Source organism: Chromohalobacter sarecensis, from assembly GCF_023061135.1.
Taxonomy (GTDB): domain Bacteria; phylum Pseudomonadota; class Gammaproteobacteria; order Pseudomonadales; family Halomonadaceae; genus Chromohalobacter; species Chromohalobacter sarecensis.
The window spans coordinates 33,942-47,535 of sequence record NZ_JAKGAN010000007.1; the positions used below are offsets into that span (position 1 = coordinate 33,942).

Here is a 13,594-nt window from a genome sequence, read left to right on the forward strand (position 1 = left end):
TCACGACTTACTCTTTGATGTTTTTACGACTTCTATAACGCGGGGAAGAGAAAATGGGCTTTGCACAATCATTGAGCGGGGTTAACGCAGCCTCGTCGCAGTTGGACACCATCGGCAACAACATTTCCAACTCGCAGACCGTGGGCTTCAAGAGCTCCACGACGCAGTTCGCGGATATCTTTGCCAATAGCCAAGGGCTGGGTACGCGCGTCTCGGACACCGTGCAGAACTTCGGTACCGGCAGCCTCGAAACCACTGGGCGCAATCTTGACCTGGCCATCGCCGGCGACGGGTTCTTCCAGTTTTCGCAGAACGAGCAAATGGCGTATTCGCGCAACGGCCAGTTGACCATGAGCGCCGACGGCTATTTCGAGAACGCACAGGGCGCGCGCCTGACTGACCAGCAGGGCGAGCCGCTGCAGATCACCGAGTTTAGTCAGGGTGCCCAAGCGACGGAAGGGGCTAATGGCGCACAGGCGGCATTCAACCTGGATGCCGAGGCTGAAACGATTGATCGTGACCCCGACGATTTTGATCCTGAGAACGCGGACACATATTCCTATGTAACCAACGCCGGCACTGTCTACGACTCCCTGGGTGTGGGCCACGATATGAGCCTTTATTATACAAAAACAGATACCAATACATGGGAAGCTAGGGCTTCTATACCAAACCCTGGCGGCGGAGACCCGTTGGTATCTGATCCACAAACTTTGACATTTAATGGTAATGGTCAATTAGATCCCGATGCCGACCCCAATGGCGACGGTACGGTAGGGGTTACAGCTCTTGCATTTACTGCAGATGCGGGCGAGTTGGGTAATGGTGCGAATGAGCTGAGTTTTGATATCGACCTTGATGGCACCACTCAGAATGGCGAAGATTTTGAATTGAGGGAGTTCGCTCAGAACGGCAATGCCTCGGGCACCTTCGTGGGCGTGGAGATCACCGAGAACGGTGAAATCATGGCCAACTATTCCAACGGCAATAGCGGCGAAGTCGGCACCATCGGCATGGCCAACTTCCGCAATCCTGCGGGGCTGACGCCGGAGGGCGACAACCTTTGGACGGCAACCGAGGAATCCGGCGCGGCGTTGCTGGGCCAGGCTGGTACCGGTCAGATAGGGAGCCTGGAATCGGGCACGGTGGAAGCCTCCAACGTCGATCTGACGCAGGAGCTGGTGGACATGATTATCGCCCAGCGCAACTTCCAGGCCAACAACAACGCCATCCAGACCCAGTCCGATATTCTGGAAACGGTCACCAACTTGCGTTAATCCCTGAGCCGGCCGGCCGTTGCGGCCGGCTTCATTCGTTGTGAGTCGAGCAGGACGATCAGCATGGATCGGATCATCTATACCGCCGGTAGCGGCGCCAGCCAATCGATGAATCAGCAGGCGGTGGTCAGCCACAATCTTTCCAACGTCTCGACACCGGGGTTTCGCGCTGAGCTCGATGCGATGCGCGCGGTGCCGGTGGAAGGCGATGGCCGCCTGGAGACACGTTCCACGGTAGCGGCGACCACGCCGGGCACGGACTTCTCGCCGGGTACCATGAACGCGACAGGGCGGCGCCTGGATGTCGCCATGCAGGAGAATGCTTTCCTGGCCATTCAGGATCCGCAAGGTGGCGAGGCCTATACGAAGCGTGGCGATTTGCAGGTCAATGCGGATGGCATGTTGACCGTCAAGGGCGAGCCGGTCATGGGCGACAACAATGCGCCGGTAATGGTGCCACCGGATGCGGATTTCTCGATTGGATCGGATGGTTCGATCAGTGTCATCGAGGCCGGCGCCAATCCCGATGAGGTCGCGCCGGTGGGCCGTTTGAAGCTTGTGACACCGGACCAAGAGGCCTTGACGCGTGGCGACGATGGTTGGTTCCGCCTGCCGCCGGGTGAGGATGCCGAGATAGCCCCACCGCAACCCCAGAACGAGGATGCGCGCCTTCAATCCGGTGTGCTGGAAGGCAGTAACGTCAGCGCCACGGATGCCATGGTTGCCATGATCGACGGCGCGCGTCGCTACGACATGCAGATGAAGGTGATCGAAAGCGCCGACCAGAACGCGCAACGCGCCAATAGCTTGTTGTCGATTCAAGCCTGATCGCGCCAACGAATTTCCGGCATCGCTCCGCGGTGCCCTCTAATAGGTAAGAGTCATGATTAGATCGCTGTCGACGGCCAAGACGGGGCTTGAATCCCAACAGGTAAAGCTTGACGTCATTTCCAACAACCTGGCGAACGTTTCGACCAATGGTTTCAAACGCTCGCGGCCGGTATTCGAGGATCTGCTCTACCAGAACGTGCGCCAGCCCGGCGCGCAGGCTACGGCGGTGGATACATTGCCTTCCGGCTTGCAGGTGGGCACCGGGGTGCGCCCGGTCGCCACCGAGCGCTTGCATACCCAGGGCGGCTTGCAGAACACCGATAACTCCAAGGATCTGGCCATCAATGGCGACGGCTTCTTCGCGGTTCAGATGCCCGATGGTGGCACCTCGTATACCCGTGACGGTAGCTTCCAGATCGACCAGAACGGCCAGATGGTCACTGCAGGAGGGTATCCGCTCGATCCGCCCATCGTGATTCCCGAGAACGCGCTGTCGGTGACGGTGGGCCAGGATGGGGTGGTCTCCGTGACCCAGCCCGGTGACACCGCCACGCAGGAAGTCGGGCAGCTCATGGTCTCCAAGTTCATCAACCCTGCCGGCTTGGAGAGTATGGGCGAGAATCTTTATCAGGAAACCGATGCCTCCGGACCGCGCAATAATCTGATTCCCGGCATGGAAGGTGCGGGGCGGCTGTATCAAGGCTACGTCGAAACCTCCAACGTCAATGTGGTGGAGGAGATGGTCAGCATGATCGAGACCCAGCGTGCCTACGAAATTAACAGCAAGGCGGTGGAAACCTCCGATCAGATGCTGTCGCGCCTGACGCAGCTGTGAGGAGTCGCGTCGTGAAGGGAATGGAAGTGAAAAAAGGGATGGGCGGATTCATGGCTGGCCGCGATGGGGTGGGTTTCTCGGCACGCGTGCTATGCCTGTTGGTGCTGTTGATCATGAGCGGCTGCGCGCAGTTGCCGCATGAGTCGGTGGTGCCGGATGCCGGCCCGGTGACCTATCCCGAGGCGCCCATGTCGCAGCCCAATGGCGCGATCTATCAGGCGCGCTACGGTTACCAACCGCTCTTCCAGGATCGGCGCCCGCGTCAGATCGGTGACATCATCACCATCACGATCAATGAGGATGTCAGCGCCAGCAAGGACTCCTCGGCCAATGCCAACCGCGAGGGCAGCATGGGGCTGGATCTGGAGACGATCCCTGACCTGATGAGCTTCCTCGAGGATTACGGTATGGATGTCTCGGGCGAAAACGACTTCGAGGGCACGGGTGGCGCGAGTGCCAGCAATACGTTCACCGGCACACTGACGGCGACGGTGGTGGATATTCTGCCCAACGGCAATCTCAGCATTCGTGGGGAAAAGCGTATCGCCATCAATCAGGGCACCGAGTACATCCGCTTCTCCGGGGTCGTCGATCCACGTTCGGTGACGACGCAGAACACTGTGCCTTCGGGGCAGGTGGCCGATGCGCGTATCGAATACGTGGGTGATGGTTACATCAACGAGGCGCAGCACATGGGTTGGCTCCAGCGTCTCTGGCTGAACATTGCGCCTTTCTGATGAGTGCGCCTTTCTGATGAGGATGAGATACGTCATGAGAAGTTTGCTGCGGTGGATGGGCGTGCTGTTGTTGTGTGGCCTCTGCGCCGCCCCCGCGCAGGCCGAACGGATTCGCGACCTGGCGAGCTTCGCCGGGGTCCGCGAGAACCAGTTGGTGGGCTACGGTTTGGTCGTGGGGCTGGACGGCACGGGTGACCAGACGACGCAGACGCCGTTCACGGGCCAGACGTTGATCAATATGCTCTCGCAGTTGGGCGTGAGCATCCCCGAAGGGACCAACATGCAGTTGCGTAACGTGGCGGCGGTGATGGTGACGGCGCAGTTGCCAGCATTCGCGCGTCAGGGCCAGGAAATGGATATCACCGTTTCCTCGATGGGTAACGCCGATAGCTTGCGTGGTGGCACGCTGCTGATGACACCGCTGCGTGGGGTGGATGGCAACGTCTACGGGATGGCGCAAGGCAACTTGCTGGTCGGCGGCGTGGGTGCCCAGCAGGCCGGCAATAGTGTTCAGGTCAACCACACGGCGGCCGGGCGGATTCCCGGTGGGGCCACGGTCGAGCAGGAAGTGGCCCTGCGCTTGGGTCGCGGTGACGGCACGCTGGATCTTTACCTGAATGAGTCCGACTTCACTACGGCACAGCGTGTGGTCGAGGCCATCAACGATGACTTCGGTACGCCCGTGGCGGCCGCGGTGGACGGTCGCTTGATTCGCCTGAAATCGCCCAGTGACAGTAACTCACGGGTCAATTTCATGGCGCGTATCCAGAACCTGGACGTCACGCCCAACGAAGGCCCGGCCAAGGTCATCGTCAATTCGCGTACCGGTTCGGTGGTCCTCAACCGTGAGGTGACATTGGATCGCGCGGCGGTGGCGCACGGCAATCTCTCGGTGACCATCGATTCCACTCCTCAGGTCAGCCAGCCCAATCCTCTGGGCGAGGGCGAGACCGTGGTGGTGCCGGATGCAGATATTTCCATCCAGCAGGAAGGCGGGGCGCTGCAAATGGTCAATACCAGCGCCGATCTCATGGATGTCGTCAGTGCACTCAATGCGCTGGGCGCTTCACCCCAGGATTTAATGTCGATTCTGCAGGCGTTGAAGTCCGCAGGCGCGCTCAATGCGGAACTGGAGATCATCTGATGAGTGTCGACGGTCTCAGCAATCAGTTTGCCCTCGATGTGCAGTCGTTGTCGCGGCTCAAGCACACGGCGAGTCATTCGCCCGAGAAGGGGCTTTCCCAGGCGGCGGATCAGTTCGAGGCCGTGTTCCTGCAGATGATGCTCAAGAGCATGCGCGACGCGATTCCGCAGTCCGATCTGCTCAATAGCAACGCGACCGATACCTACACCTCGATGCTCGACAAGCAATGGGCACAAAAGCTCTCGGGGGACATTGGGCTCTCGGACATGCTGGTCGAGCAGTTGCAGGGCAGGGGCCTCGTCGGCCGCGATGACGATGTCACGCGCAGCGATCTGATTGCCGGTATACCGCGTGGTACGCCACGTGTGTTGAGCGATCCGGTCGTTCCCAAGGATGACGCTGCGACGCAGGTATCCGACGCCTCGTCTGCACGCTCGGCGACGCCGGACGCGGCGGACAATCGCGAGACACGGCCATCGGTGGCGGAGGCCGACACACGCGAGACACGTGCCGCGCCGCATGTCGAAGAGTTCGTGTCGCGCTTGCGTGAGCCTGCTGAGGCGGCTGCTCAGGATAGCGGCGTACCCGCGTCATTGATCCTGGCGCAAGCGGCCTTGGAAACCGGCTGGGGCGAGCGCGAGATCCCCACCCGCGATGGCGGTAATAGCCATAACCTCTTCGGTATCAAGGCCAGCGATAGCTGGGACGGGGACGCCACGAGCATCATGACCACGGAGTATGTCGACGGACGTGCCCGCCAGCAAAGCGATGAGTTCCGTGTCTACGACTCCTTCGAAGCCGCCTTCAAGGACTACGCCCAATTGATCGGTAACAACCCGCGTTACGCGGGCGTGGTCACCGCATCGACACCGGAGAATGCGGCGCGCGCCTTGCAGTCCGGCGGCTATGCCACTGACCCGAACTACGCCGATAAGGTGATCGACGTCATGGCGCAGATCGATGACGGCCTCGCGAACGGCCCGGCGTTGGCCAGTGCCGCCGAGCGCTCTGGTACGAGCGGAGAGGCTGACAATACCGATCCCTATGGCGTGTCGCGCATGCCCACGGGCATTTTCTGAGCGTTCGTACGGATTTTTCCTCAAGTCGTGCGCGGTCTTGCCGATACAACAAGTAATCACTATTCGTCGTGCCGGCCATCCTCGTTAGCGTCCGGTGCCCCTAGCCAGGAAAACGTGTCATGAGCATTTTCTCGATCGGCCTGAGTGGCCTCAGTGCGGCCCAGACAGCGTTGTCGACGACCAGTAACAACCTGAGCAACGTCTACACCGAGGGCTACAATCGCCAGTTGCCGATCCTCGGGGAAAGTTACAGCAATGGCTCCTCGGGCACCGGGGTCTCGGTCGACGAGGTGCAGCGCCAGTTCAACAGCTACGTCACCGAGCAGTACAACGACGCCAACAGCCAGACAAGCGCTCTGGAAAGCTATCAGAGCCAGGTCTCGCAGATCGATAACTTGCTGGCCGATAGCGACGCGGGGCTTGCGTCTCTGATGCAGGATTTCTTCTCCAGTCTGGATGATCTCTCCGGCGCGGCCTCTGATCCCGCCGCTCGCGAAGGGGTGCTGGGCTCGGCGTCGTCCATGGCGGCGCAGTTTCGTTCGTTCGATTCCTACCTGGGCGACATGCGCAGCAGCCTCAACGGTCAGCTCGAAGGGACGGTGACGGACATCAACAACACCGCCACGCAGATCGCCTCGCTTAACGACCAGATCACCCAGGCGCGTGCCAAATCCGGTGGTGAAGAACCCAACACACTGCTCGACAAGCGCGACAAGCTGGTGTCCGATCTCAATGGATTGGTGGGCGCGGACCTGAACGTTCAGGATGGCGATACCTACAACATCAATCTGGAAAATGGCCAGCCGCTGGTCTCGGGCACGAATAGCTATGACCTCGAGGCGGTGTCTTCCAGCGAAGACCCATCGCGTACCGTGATTGGCTATCGCGATGCCGGCGGGAATCTGAACGAGATCGATGATGGCGCCTTCGAGAACGGCGAACTGGGCGGTTTGCTGTCGTTTCGCAGCGAGACGCTTGATAGCGTGCAGAATCAGCTCGGCCGCATGACGGCGGTGCTGGGCTCGGAATTCAACGCCGTGCATGAGCAGGGCGTCGATCTCAACGGTGACGAGGGTGAGGCCTTCTTCAATGTTGGCTCGCCGCGCGTGATGAGCAATAGCAACAATGACGGTGATGGAGCGATCACCGCCGAATACGGCAACGTCAACGAGCTGACCTCGAGCGATTATCGTATTACCGCCACAGGCGACGGAGAATATGAGGCCGAGCGCCTCTCCGATGGCAAGACTACCACCTTGACCCCCGATGATGACGGTAAGGCGTCGGTGGATGGCGTTTCCTTGACGTTCTCAGGCGACGCCCAAGAAGGCGATAGCTTTATGCTGCAGCCCACGCGCACCGCCGCGCAGGACTTCGAGGTGGCGATCAGCGAGGGCGCGGAGATTGCCGCCTCGAGTAGTGCGGATGGTGACGATAGCAACGGAGACGTCGGTAGCGGCAACAATGAAAACGCCCTGGCGCTGCTCGACTTGCAGAGTGAGAAGATCGTCGGCGGAACATCGTCAGTCAGCGACGCCTACGCCTCCCTAGTCAATAACGTGGGCAATACCACCAATATCACGCAGGTCAATCTGGACGCGCAATCAGGGCTCACCGAGCAACTGCGCGAGTATCAGCAGTCCGAGTCGGGCGTGAACCTGGATGAAGAATACGCCAATCTGGTCCGTTATCAGCAGTATTACCAGGCCAATGCACGGGTCATCGACGTGGGGTCCCAGGTCCTCGATTCGGTGCTGCAGTTGCGCTGATGGTGTGGGCCGAGCGCTGCCGTAATGCCATGACGGTTGGCGCAGGCAGGGCTATCGAGGACAAGATTCCTGAAGACAATACGACGCTGGGTAAACGCAGCGTGGTGACGAGGTAAGCAAAATGCGTATCAGCACCGTGACGATGTACGAGCAGGGCGTTTCGGCGATGAACCGCCAGCAGGCCGATTTCACCGAGGTCGGTCAGCAGATCGCTTCCGGTAAGCGTGTGGTGAATCCGTCCGATGACCCGCGCGACGCCTCGCGGGCGGTGGGTGTATCGCAGTCTTTGGCCGTCAATGCGCAGCAAGAAAGCAGCCGTACGACCGCGCGTAACTCTCTTGGCCAGGAAGAAAGCGTCCTCAACAGCGTCAGTGATGCTATCGGGTCGGCCAAGTCACTGGTCGTGCAAGCCGGTAACGGTACCTTGAGCGATGCCGACCGCGAGTCACTGGCGTCCGATCTCGAGGGTGCTTATGAAACGCTGGTCGGGCTGGGTAATACCACCGATGGTAACGGCACCTACTTGTTCAGCGGTTATCAGGACAACGCCAAGGCCTTCTCGCGCACCGATACCGGCGATGGTGGCGTCGATACCATCAGTTATGAAGGCGACCAGGGCGTCAAGCAGCAGAAGGTCGATGCCGAGCGCTCGATGAACACCAGCGATACGGGCTCCGACGTGTTCATGAAATTCTCGTCGGGCAGTGAATATATCGCCGAAGCCGGTGAGGACAATACGGGAAGCATGACCTTCTCGGGTCCGGATGTTCGCGATGCCGATGCCGACGGTTATGGTGAGACCTTCGATATCACCTTCAACGGAGACGGCACCTACGACATCGCGAGCTCCGGCGCTGAGTACGCCGATCAGACCAATGTGGCCTACTCCGAAGGTGAAACCATCGAATTCGGTGGCATGGCGCTGACGCTGGAAGGCGAGCCGGCAGACGGTGACACCCTGAATGTCACGCCGGGTGGCGATATGAATGAGGAGCAGGCCAGCCTGTTCAAGACCATCGGCGATACCATCAATGCCCTGCGTCAGCCCGTCGAAACCGACGCCGACCAGGCAGCGCTGGATAACACCTTGTCTACCGCGAACCGCAAGCTGGATGCCTCGCTGGATAACGTGCTGACCACACGGGCCTCGGTCGGCGCGCGCATGAACGAGCTGGACGCCCTAGACGACGTCGGCGGCAACCGCGAGATTGCCTACGAGCAGACGCGCTCCGATCTGGTCGATCTGGATTACAACTCGGCGATCTCCGACTATATGCTCAGTCAGGTGGGGCTCCAGGCATCACAGAAATCGTTCGCCGATATTCAGCAGATGTCCCTGTTCCAGTATCTCAACTAGACAGCGCTCGAGTAGACTCCCGCCGCGCGCCATAGAGTGTGTGCGAAAGCAAAACGCCACGTCCTTGCGGACGTGGCGTTTTACGTTCAGTTGGATAGACAGCCCTTAGCCGCCTGCCAGGCGCTGCACCACCTCCTGCATGGTATTCAGGCTGTCGCTGAAGATGATCTCCAGAAAGCGCAGCAGGTCCGGCATCAGCGTCATCAGCAGCACGAGGCCGGTGGTCAGGGTCATGGGGAAGCCTATCGAGAAGATCGACAACTGCGGCGAGGCACGGTTGAGCACACCTAGCGTCAGGTTGATGATCAGTAGCGAGACGATCAAAGGCAATGCCAGCAGCACGCCGGATTTGAAGATTTCTCCTCCCCAGTAGGCGATGAGTTCGCCGGCGCTGCCGTCCACTCTGGGGCCGCCGATCGGCAGGGTCTGGAAGGAATTGGCGAGTATCTCCAGAGTCATCAAATGCCCGTTGAGCGCCAGAAACATGAGCAGGGTGATCATTTGAAAAATGCGCGACAGCACCATGCTGTTGCCCACGCCCGGCGTAAAGAAGGTGGCAAACGCCAGCCCCATTTGCAGGCCGATGAATTCGCCGGCGGCCTGCACCACCGCGATGGTCACGCGCAGGACCATTCCCATGGCGATCCCGATCAGCATTTCCTGGATGAGAATGCCGAGCGCCGCCACCGAGAACATCGGCGTGTCGGGCATGGGCGGCAGCGTCGGTGCGATGACCACCGCCAGCAGTGCTCCCAGTATGATCGATACCTGGCGCGGTACGCCGTGCTGGTTCCATATCGGTGTCGCCGCGAGGAAAGCCAGGATGCGCACGAACGGCCAAAAGAATAGCGTCAGCCACCCATGCAATTGGTCGAACGTTACCTCAACCATGGATGCCTAGCTGACCATCGTGGGCAGGTTCTGAAACAGCTCACGCGTAAAGTCGACAATGACTTGGATCAGCCACGGACCTGCCACGACCAAGGCGCCGAAAACGCCCAGTATCTTGGGGATGAAGGTCAACGTCATTTCGTTGATCTGCGTGGCCGCTTGAAACAAGCTGACCAGCAGGCCGATCAGCAAGGCCGTCATCAGTAGGGGGCCGGCGAGCATCAGCGTGACTTTCATGCCCTGATACGCCAGCCCCATGACCATTTCGGGTGTCATGGCAGCGTCTCCTCAATCTCGGTGGCAGGGGCGTCGTCGGTGGGCGCTCATGCCGGGTCTTTCTATATTGGCCTTACATATAGAAGCTTTCGGCTAGCGAGCCGATGAGCAAATTCCAGCCGTCGACGAGCACGAATAGCATGAGCTTGAAGGGTAGGGAAATCGTCGCCGGTGGCACCATCATCATCCCTAGTGCCATCAACACACTGGCGACCACCAGATCGATGATCAGAAACGGAATGAAGATACTGAAGCCGATCTGGAACGCGGTCTTGAGCTCACTGGTCATGAACGCGGGGACCAGCAGGCGCATCGGGACGTCTTCGGGGCCCTGCATTTCATCGGCGTCTGCCATGCGCGCGAAGAGTGCCAGGTCGGTTTCGCGCGTCTGGGCGAACATGAACTCGCGAAAAGGTTGGCTGCCTTGCTGCATGGCTTGCTCGAGGCTGATCTGATCCTCGGAGAAAGGCACCCACGCTTGCTCATGCACGCGGTCTATCACCGGCGACATGATGAAAAACGTCATGAATAATGCCAAGCCCAGCAATACTTGGTTGGGCGGCGTCGACTGGGTGCCGATGGCCGTGCGCAGCAAGCTCAACACGATGATGATGCGAGTAAAGCAGGTCATGCCCAGGAGCAGTGCGGGCAAGAAGGCCAGCGAGCTGAGAAACAGCAGCGTCTGCAGGCTCAACGACCATTGCTGACCGCCATCGCCGGTGGGCTCGGTGACAATGCCGGGGATTTCCTGCCCCCAGCCCAGCGCGGGCCAGGCTAGCAACAGCAGTGCCAGTCCACGACGCAGCATGACGGCGACGTCTATCCGATTGAGGATGGCGGCGGCGTTCATCGATTGGCTTCCTTGTCCTCGGTCGCGCCGTCCTGAGATCGCGAGGTAGACGGGGCCGACGATTTACGCCCCATATTCTGCGCCAGCGCTTGGCGAAAGCGCTGGGCGAAGCTGCCGCTAAGCGGGGCCGGGGACTCTGTCGTCGGTGCGTCGCTGGCCTCGGCGGCCGGCATATCCTTGAGCAGGGTGACCTGGTTGCCGCCGACGCCGAGAACCAGCCAGCGTCCGTCGATCTCGACGACGGTCACGCGCTCGCGTTGGCCGATGGCGGTGTTGGACACCACCTTGACGTGCTGGGACGCGCGCAGGCGTCCCGGTGTCAGTCGGCGCAGTAGCCAGGCACACAGCAATATAATGGCGACGATCAACGCCAGGGAGAGGGTGGTCTTGCCTACCCAAGCCATCCCTATGGCGGCGTCACCGCCACTGTCGAGCGAGACGGCCGCCTCGCGTGCGCTGTCGGCGACACTCATTTATTCAGCTTTTTGACGCGTTCCGAGGGAGTGATGATCTCGGTGATGCGGATGCCGTACTTGTCATCCACAACCACGACTTCTCCCTGCGCTATCAGGTAGCCGTTGATGAGAATATCCATGGGTTCGCCGGCCAGGCCATCCAGTTCGATCACCGAGCCTTGGGCGAGCTCGAGTAGCTGCTTGATGGTGATGCGTGTGCGCCCCAGTTCAACGCTGAGTTTGACCGGGATATCCATGATCAGCTCGAGATCGCGCGGCGTCGTGCCGGCGGCGCCCTCGTCGAGCTGCTTGAACACTTCGTGGTCGGCGTTTTGCGCCCGTGATGCGCTTTCGTCCGACGCGTCTGCGACGCTTGCTTCTTCCTCGGTCGACTGCTGCTCGGCCATTGCTGCTGCCCACAGGTCTTCTTCCGCGTCGGCAGTGCTTTCATCGGCGTCCTTGGACGCACTGGTGTCCTCGATCGCGTCGGTATCTTCGGACGCGTCGCGGTCCTTGGACGCATCTTGCTCTGCCATGGCCTCGGCCCACTCGTCCTCGGTGCCTTTCTGATCGGGGTTCTTGGAATCAGTCATCTTTCGGATCCTTCGCTGCAACTTGGCTCGAGCCGTGTTCGATGAGGTGCCGGACGCGCAACGCGCGTTGGAATTTCTGGCTGCCGTAATCGCATGTCATCACGGGAATGCCATCGACGTTGACACTCACCGTCTCGGGTAATTCGATGGGGATGATGTCGCCCACCGACAGCTGGGTGACATCCCGCAGACGCAAGGGAATGTCGACGAAACCAGCGGTCAACTCCACGTCCGAGTGGCGGATCTCTTGAGCCATGCGCGCCTCCCACTGCTGCTCCTCGTCGGGATGCGTGTCGTGCAGCGGGCTGGCAAGCGTGTCGCGGATCGGCTCGATCATCGAGTAGGGAATGCAGATATTGAACTCGCTGGAAAGATTGCCGACCTCAACGTGGAAGGTGGTGTTGACGACGATCTCGTTGGGCGAGTTGGTGATGTTGGCGAACTTCACCTGCAGTTCCGAGCGCGTATATTCGATATCCAGGGGATAGACCGATTTCCACGATTCGCTGTAGCCATCCAGCGCCAGCTTTAGCATACGGTGGATGATGCGCTGTTCGGTACGCGTGAACTCCCGCCCCTCGGACTTGGTGAGGAAGCGCCCGTCGCCGCCGAACAAGTTGTCGACTACCATGAAGACCAGGCTGGGCGGAAATACCACCAGCGCCGAGCCACGCAACGGTTTCATGGTGATCAGGTTGAGGTTGGTGGGCACCGGCAGGTTGCGCGAGAACTCGCTATAGCTTTGATAGCGAACGCTCTCAACCGTGATGTCGGCGCTACGCCGCATCAGGTTGAAAAGCGCCACGCGGAACTGGCGGGCGAAGCGTTCGTTGATGATGTCCAGCGCATGGAGCCGCTCGCGTATGATGCGATGCTGCTTGGCGGGATCGAACGGACGCACCTTCCCCTTGCGCGAAGTATCGTCTTCCTTCGCGCTATCTTCGTCACCGCTCACGCCCTTTAGGAGCGCGTCGATCTCTTCCTGCGAGAGCAGATCGTCTTGGGACATGTCGTCTTATTGCACAATGAATTCGGAAAATAGCACGCCGGTGACGTCCAGAGGCGGCTGCGGCTCGGCCAACGGTTCGTCGAACAGCGTCAGAATCTGATCGGCAAGGCGCTGCTTGCCCTCGGGCTTGACGAGAGCACCGGCTTCCTGGCTGGAAAGCAGCATCAGCAAGCGACTGCGTACCTCCGGCATGTATTGCTTCAGGACTTCTTTCGTCTTGTCGTCACCGACCTTCAAGGAAAGCCCGACATAGAGCAGGCGTTCGCTGTATTCGTCGTCCTGCAAGTTGACCGTGAACGGCTCAATCGTGACGAAAATCGGCGTTGGCGCCTCCTCGGGTTCGCTTTGCTCCTCGTTGGCCGATGCCTCCTGCTGCGAGTCCATGAGCAGGTAGACGCCAATGGAGCTGCCGACCGAGAACAGGATGATCAGCAGTCCTATCAGCCATAGAGACTTGCCGCGTTTGTTGGGTTTGGCCATCGTTTATGTCA

The 13,594-nt window shown here is 60.0% G+C and carries 15 protein-coding genes; 8 read left to right on the forward strand and 7 right to left on the reverse strand.

The features are described from left to right. Positions 1–53 precede the first annotated feature (53 nt). The 8 genes from L1071_RS11980 to flgL all read left to right on the forward strand — a co-directional run bounded on the left by L1071_RS11980 (position 54) and on the right by flgL (position 9,029). Positions 54–1,277: a flagellar hook protein FlgE gene (locus L1071_RS11980; RefSeq protein ID WP_246975159.1), complete on the forward strand. Its 1,224-nt coding sequence runs from the start codon at positions 54–56 to the stop codon at positions 1,275–1,277. Between the two features lie 63 nt (positions 1,278–1,340). Beyond that, on the forward strand, positions 1,341–2,105 hold the full coding sequence (locus tag L1071_RS11985; RefSeq protein WP_246975161.1) for a flagellar basal body rod protein FlgF: 765 nt from the start codon (positions 1,341–1,343) through the stop codon (positions 2,103–2,105). 55 nt (positions 2,106–2,160) lie between these two features. Continuing rightward, complete coding sequence (gene flgG / locus L1071_RS11990) at positions 2,161–2,943, forward strand: flagellar basal-body rod protein FlgG (RefSeq protein WP_246975163.1); 783 nt, start codon at positions 2,161–2,163, stop codon at positions 2,941–2,943. 50 nt (positions 2,944–2,993) lie between these two features. After that, a complete protein-coding gene (locus L1071_RS11995) occupies positions 2,994–3,680 on the forward strand; it encodes a flagellar basal body L-ring protein FlgH (protein ID WP_246975420.1) in 687 nt (228 codons plus the stop codon). 34 nt (positions 3,681–3,714) lie between these two features. Then, positions 3,715–4,824, forward strand: a complete 1,110-nt coding sequence (locus L1071_RS12000) for a flagellar basal body P-ring protein FlgI (RefSeq protein ID WP_281504565.1) — start codon at positions 3,715–3,717, stop codon at positions 4,822–4,824. Beyond that, on the forward strand, positions 4,824–5,903 hold the full coding sequence (flgJ, locus tag L1071_RS12005; protein WP_246975165.1) for a flagellar assembly peptidoglycan hydrolase FlgJ: 1,080 nt from the start codon (positions 4,824–4,826) through the stop codon (positions 5,901–5,903). The genes L1071_RS12000 and flgJ overlap by 1 nt, the downstream gene beginning before the upstream one ends. A 119-nt stretch (positions 5,904–6,022) precedes the next feature. Further along, complete coding sequence (gene flgK, locus L1071_RS12010) at positions 6,023–7,672, forward strand: flagellar hook-associated protein FlgK (RefSeq protein ID WP_246975166.1); 1,650 nt, start codon at positions 6,023–6,025, stop codon at positions 7,670–7,672. Between the two features lie 121 nt (positions 7,673–7,793). Next, positions 7,794–9,029, forward strand: coding sequence for a flagellar hook-associated protein FlgL (gene flgL, locus L1071_RS12015; RefSeq protein ID WP_246975168.1), 1,236 nt, complete (start codon positions 7,794–7,796; stop codon positions 9,027–9,029). Between the two features lie 105 nt (positions 9,030–9,134). Here flgL and fliR read toward each other — a convergent pair whose 3' ends face one another. From fliR to fliL, 7 genes are all read right to left on the reverse strand, one after another. Beyond that, positions 9,135–9,920, reverse strand: coding sequence for a flagellar biosynthetic protein FliR (gene fliR, locus L1071_RS12020; RefSeq protein WP_246975170.1), 786 nt, complete (start codon positions 9,918–9,920; stop codon positions 9,135–9,137). Between the two features lie 6 nt (positions 9,921–9,926). Further along, a complete protein-coding gene (gene fliQ / locus L1071_RS12025) occupies positions 9,927–10,196 on the reverse strand; it encodes a flagellar biosynthesis protein FliQ (protein WP_246975172.1) in 270 nt (89 codons plus the stop codon). Between the two features lie 73 nt (positions 10,197–10,269). Continuing rightward, positions 10,270–11,004, reverse strand: a complete 735-nt coding sequence (fliP, locus tag L1071_RS12030; RefSeq protein ID WP_246975424.1) for a flagellar type III secretion system pore protein FliP — start codon at positions 11,002–11,004, stop codon at positions 10,270–10,272. Between the two features lie 38 nt (positions 11,005–11,042). After that, complete coding sequence (fliO, locus tag L1071_RS12035) at positions 11,043–11,519, reverse strand: flagellar biosynthetic protein FliO (RefSeq protein ID WP_246975174.1); 477 nt, start codon at positions 11,517–11,519, stop codon at positions 11,043–11,045. Further along, the gene (gene fliN, locus L1071_RS12040) at positions 11,516–12,094 is read right to left on the reverse strand and encodes a flagellar motor switch protein FliN (protein WP_246975176.1); all 579 of its coding nucleotides are present in this window, start codon (positions 12,092–12,094) and stop codon (positions 11,516–11,518) included. Before fliN ends, fliO begins: the two co-directional genes overlap by 4 nt. After that, positions 12,087–13,103, reverse strand: coding sequence for a flagellar motor switch protein FliM (gene fliM, locus L1071_RS12045; protein ID WP_246975178.1), 1,017 nt, complete (start codon positions 13,101–13,103; stop codon positions 12,087–12,089). Before fliM ends, fliN begins: the two co-directional genes overlap by 8 nt. A gap of 6 nt (positions 13,104–13,109) precedes the next feature. Continuing rightward, the gene (gene fliL, locus L1071_RS12050) at positions 13,110–13,583 is read right to left on the reverse strand and encodes a flagellar basal body-associated protein FliL (protein WP_246975180.1); all 474 of its coding nucleotides are present in this window, start codon (positions 13,581–13,583) and stop codon (positions 13,110–13,112) included. Positions 13,584–13,594 lie beyond the last annotated feature (11 nt).